Source organism: Micropruina sp. (genome assembly GCF_047606365.1).
Taxonomy (GTDB): domain Bacteria; phylum Actinomycetota; class Actinomycetes; order Propionibacteriales; family Propionibacteriaceae; genus Micropruina.
The window spans coordinates 1-4,197 of the sequence record NZ_JASGEN010000106.1 but is presented as its reverse complement, the minus strand read 5'-3'; the positions used below and the strand labels follow the sequence as shown (position 1 = coordinate 4,197).

At 69.5% G+C, this 4,197-nt stretch carries 5 protein-coding genes; 4 read left to right on the top strand and 1 reads right to left on the bottom strand.

From position 1 onward, the window contains the following. Positions 1-165: 165 nt before the first annotated feature. The gene (locus QM624_RS12690) at positions 166-1,485 is read right to left on the bottom strand and encodes a 6-phospho-beta-glucosidase (RefSeq protein ID WP_415092347.1); all 1,320 of its coding nucleotides are present in this window, start codon (positions 1,483-1,485) and stop codon (positions 166-168) included. A gap of 227 nt (positions 1,486-1,712) precedes the next feature. On the opposite strand from QM624_RS12690, the gene QM624_RS12685 reads away from it, so the two are divergent. The 4 genes from QM624_RS12685 to QM624_RS12670 all read left to right on the top strand — a co-directional run. Beyond that, positions 1,713-3,077, top strand: a complete 1,365-nt coding sequence (locus tag QM624_RS12685) for a cryptochrome/photolyase family protein (protein WP_415092345.1) — start codon at positions 1,713-1,715, stop codon at positions 3,075-3,077. A 78-nt stretch (positions 3,078-3,155) separates the two neighbouring features. Continuing rightward, positions 3,156-3,536 (top strand): DUF948 domain-containing protein, encoded by a 381-nt coding sequence (locus QM624_RS12680; protein ID WP_415092343.1) that lies wholly within the window; start codon positions 3,156-3,158, stop codon positions 3,534-3,536. Next, complete coding sequence (locus QM624_RS12675) at positions 3,536-3,814, top strand: DUF6167 family protein (RefSeq protein WP_415092341.1); 279 nt, start codon at positions 3,536-3,538, stop codon at positions 3,812-3,814. The genes QM624_RS12680 and QM624_RS12675 overlap by 1 nt, the downstream gene beginning before the upstream one ends. A 46-nt stretch (positions 3,815-3,860) precedes the next feature. Next, positions 3,861-4,197 (top strand): alanine--tRNA ligase-related protein (locus QM624_RS12670; protein WP_415092339.1); only part of this gene is annotated, 337 nt, incomplete at its 3' end.

Genomic DNA, 4,197 nt, shown 5'->3' with positions numbered 1-4,197 from the left:
TACGGTCACCCCACCAGCAAGAGGCCGTGGACGGATCAAACCAAAGGCAGACCTCACCAGGCACGCCAGTCGAGACCAGGGTCACACGCCCCCTTTGCCGGGAGGGCACTTACATCCTCTACGTCGATACCCCCTCACCCGCGCCCGACAAGCACCAACGATGGCTCAACGGTCGTCGCGCAGATAGTGCAGCTGGGGGAGCGCGGCGCGGTAATCCTCCAGCAGCCGGACGGCGGTCGCCGCCGAGTCGACCAGCGGGTGGTGGGTGAACGCCAACCGCGCCGCCCGGGCCGAACCCGTAGTGGCGGCCTCGATCGTCCACCGCTCCACCTGCTTGATCGTGGCGACCAGGCCCCGGGCGTAGTCGGGTAGCGGCGCCAACGGCAACGGGTGCAGCTCGCGTCCGTCCACCCGGCAGGGGGCCTCGATGACGGCGTCGTCGGGCAGTTCGGCGAGCCGTCCGGCGTTGGGCAGGTTGAGGATCAGCGTCGCCGGCTCGTCGCGTCCGATGGCCCGCATGATCGCCAGCGCCACCCCTTCGTAGCCGCCGGAGACCAGGTCGGCGTCCGCTCGCTCGAAGCCGCCGGCCGCCTCCCGGTTGGCCGCGCCGTAGGTTTCCTCCCGCTCCCGGCGGACGGCGTCCCAGGCGGCCAGCGCCGCGTCCGGGTCGCTGGGACAACACCGATAGAAACGGTCCTGCTGCTCGGCCAGAAACGCACCGCGGCCACCGCCGGTTCCGCCTTCGCGGCGGAAATAGAACCAGTGCAGGTACTCGTTCGGCAACGCCCCGAGGTCACCGATCAGCTGCGGCCCGAAGAGCCGGCCCTCCTCGAAGGACGCCAGCAGCGCCGGGTCGGCGAATAGCTCGGGCAGCCGGTCCACGCCGTCCACCCGCAGGCCGCGCAGCCAACCCAGATGGTTCAGCCCGACGTAGTCCGGCTCGACGGACGCCGGATCGAGGCCGAGCGCGGCCGCGGCTCGGCGGGCCAGCGCGATCGGCGAGTCACAGATGCCGACCACCCGCGGATGCACCGCGCTCAACGCCTCGGTGACCATGCCGGCCGGGTTGGTGAAGTTGATCAGCCAGGCCCGCGGCGCCACTTCGGCAATGGTCCGAGCCAGCTCGAGCGAGACGGGAATGCTGCGCAGCGCGTAGGCGATGCCGCCCGCACCGACGGTCTCCTGACCGATCAGCCCATGCTCGGCGGCGATCCGCTCATCGAGCACCCGGGACGCCGTCCCGCCGGCCCGCAGCGCGGAAAAGACGAAATCGGCACCGTCCAGCGCCTCTGACGGATCGGTATGGACGCTGTGCCGCAACCGGGTCGACCCCGCGGACTGGCCGGTCAGCACCCGATCCATCACCGCCAGCCGGTCGACATCGACGTCGAGCAGCGCGACCTGGTCAATCAGATCGTCGTTCAGTAGTGCCGCATGCACCAGAGGCACCCGGAACCCGCCGCCCCCCACGATGGTCAGCTTCACCCGGTCAGCCTAGGCCGTTTCTCGGTGACCGAAGGAACCGTCCCTGGTGACCGAAGGAACCGTCCCTGGTGACCGAGAGAACCGTCCCTGGTGACCGAGAGAACCGTCCCTGGTGACCGAGAGAACCGTCCCTGGTGACCGAGAGAACCGTCCCCGTGGTCACACCCCTCGTAGTCACACCCCAAGCGGTCAGGCGACGGGGCGGACGGCGTGCGAGCATGCCGGTCATGACCAGCATCCTGTGGTTGCGCCGTGATCTGCGCCGGGGTGACCATCCGGCGCTGGCTGCTGCCCATGCCGACGGGCCGGTGCTGCCGCTGTTCGTGCTCGACCCGGCGTTCTTCGACGATGCCGGAGAACCCCGGCAGGCGTGGCTGGCGCACACCCTGCGCGCCCTCGACGAGGCCTACGAGGGACGCCTCTGCCTGCGGTACGGCACTCCGGAGCAGGTCGTTCCAGAGTTGGCGACCGAGGTCGTGGCCCGCTCGGTCCATGTTTCGGCCGAGACCGAGCCGGACGGCGCGGCCCGCGACGCCCGCGTCCAAGAGGCTCTCGGTCAACGCGACATCGCCTGGGTGGCCACCGGCAGCCCCTACGCGGTCGCCCCCGGCCGGATCCGCAATCAGCAGGGCAACCCGTACCGGGTGTTCACCCCGTTCTGCCGGGCCTGGCGGGAACACGGCTGGCGGCCTCCGGCCTCCGAGCCCCGCGGGCTGACTCTGCATCGTGCCGAGTCCGACGACGCCGCCTGGAGAAAACTGGACGCGGCCGCGACCGCGTCCGGCGTGCCCGCGCTGCCGCCGGCAGGGGAGCAGGCCGCGCGCAGCAGATGGCGCGAGTTCCTCGACGAAGGGCTCGCCGGCTACGCCACCGACCGCGACCGGCCCGACCTGGACGGCACCTCGCGACTGTCGCCCTACCTGAAGTTCGGCGTCCTGCATCCTCGCACCCTGCTCGCCGACCTACCCGGACGCCCGCCCCGCAGCGCGAACGCCTTCGGCACCGAGCTGGCCTGGCGCGAGTTCTACGCCGACGTGGTCCATCACCACCCCGATTCGCTGTGGCACGACCTACGACCCGAGCTGTCCGGCCTGGCCTACGACGCCGAGAGCGACCTGGTCGACGCCTGGCGCACCGGCCACACCGGCTACCCGCTCGTGGACGCCGGCATGCGCCAGCTGCTGGCCATCGGTTGGATGCACAACCGGGTGCGGATGGTGACCGCGAGTTTCCTGGCCAAGGATCTGCACATCTGGTGGCCGGTCGGCGCCCGGCATTTCCTGCAACACCTGATCGACGGCGACCCGGCCTCCAACAACCACGGCTGGCAATGGGTGGCCGGCACCGGGACCGATGCCGCGCCCTACTTCCGGATCTTCAACCCGGTCGAGCAGGGCAAGAAGTTCGACCCGAACGGCGACTACGTCCGGCGCTGGATCCCCGAACTACGACAGCTGAGTGGCGCCGCCGTCCACGAGCCGTGGCGCAGCGCCGACGGGTACGCGGGCGGCTACCCGGAGCGGATCGTCGACCATGCCGAGCAACGCGCCGTCGCCCTGGAACGCCTCGCGATGGCCAGGAATGCCGGCTGACCCACCGTCGAGGGTGGAATACCGCCGCGGCCGGTGCGTTAGGCTGCGTGGGTCACCATCACCACGTGAGGAATGCCCATGTCCACTGGAGAGATCGCCGGCCTGATCGCTGCCATCGCCGCAGTCGCACTGGTCGCCTTCTGCGCGGTGCCGCTGCTCAAGCTCGGGCGGGTGCTCGAGGAGCTCAGGCTCGCCGTCCGGGACGTCGGTCACAGCTCGGTGCCGATCCTGCATGAACTGAAGGGCACCGTGACGGCCACCAACGAGGAGCTCAGCAAGCTGAGCCTGGTCACCGAGGACGTCTCCCGGGTCAGCCGGCACGCCGTCGTCGTCAGCGAGAACGCCGCCCAGCTGTCCACGCTGTTCTCGGCCACCCTCGGCGGCCCGCTGGTGAAGACCGCCGCGTTCACCCACGGCGTCCGGCAGGCCATCAAGGGCAAGCGGAAAGCGGCCAAGTGATGGGACGCCGACTGTTCTGGTTCGCGGTCGGCGTCGGTGCCACCGTCTGGCTGGTGGTGAAGGGCCGCGAATACTACGAGCGGTTCACCCCCAAGGGCATCACCGAGCAGGTCGAGAAGTCCGCCCGCAACACCCGGGGCTGGGTCGACGAATTCCTGCACACCATGACCAGCGCGATGGACGAGCGCGAACACGAGTTGCGCGAGGCTCTCGGCCTGGACGGAGAAAACCCTTCCCACCAGGAGGGCGTCCCCGTCCAGGAGAGCACCCGCAACTGACCACTCCGCCGGCGATCGCCGGCGTCTCCGATCGGACACACACATCATGAAAACCGCCGAGATCCGGCGTCGCTACCTCGACTTCTTCGTGCGTAACGGCCACACCGAGGTGCCTTCGAGCCCGCTGGTCTACAACGACCCGACCCTGCTCTTCGTCAATGCCGGCATGGTGCCGTTCAAGCCCTACTTCACCGGTGCCGAAGACGCGCCGTTCAAGCGCGCCGTCAGCGTGCAGAAGTGCGTCCGCACCCTCGACATCGAAGAGGTCGGCAAGACCACCCGGCACGGCACGTTCTTCCAGATGAACGGCAATTTCTCCTTCGGCGACTATTTCAAGGCCGGCGCCATCGAGTACGCCTGGGAGCTGGTCACCGGCAGCCAGG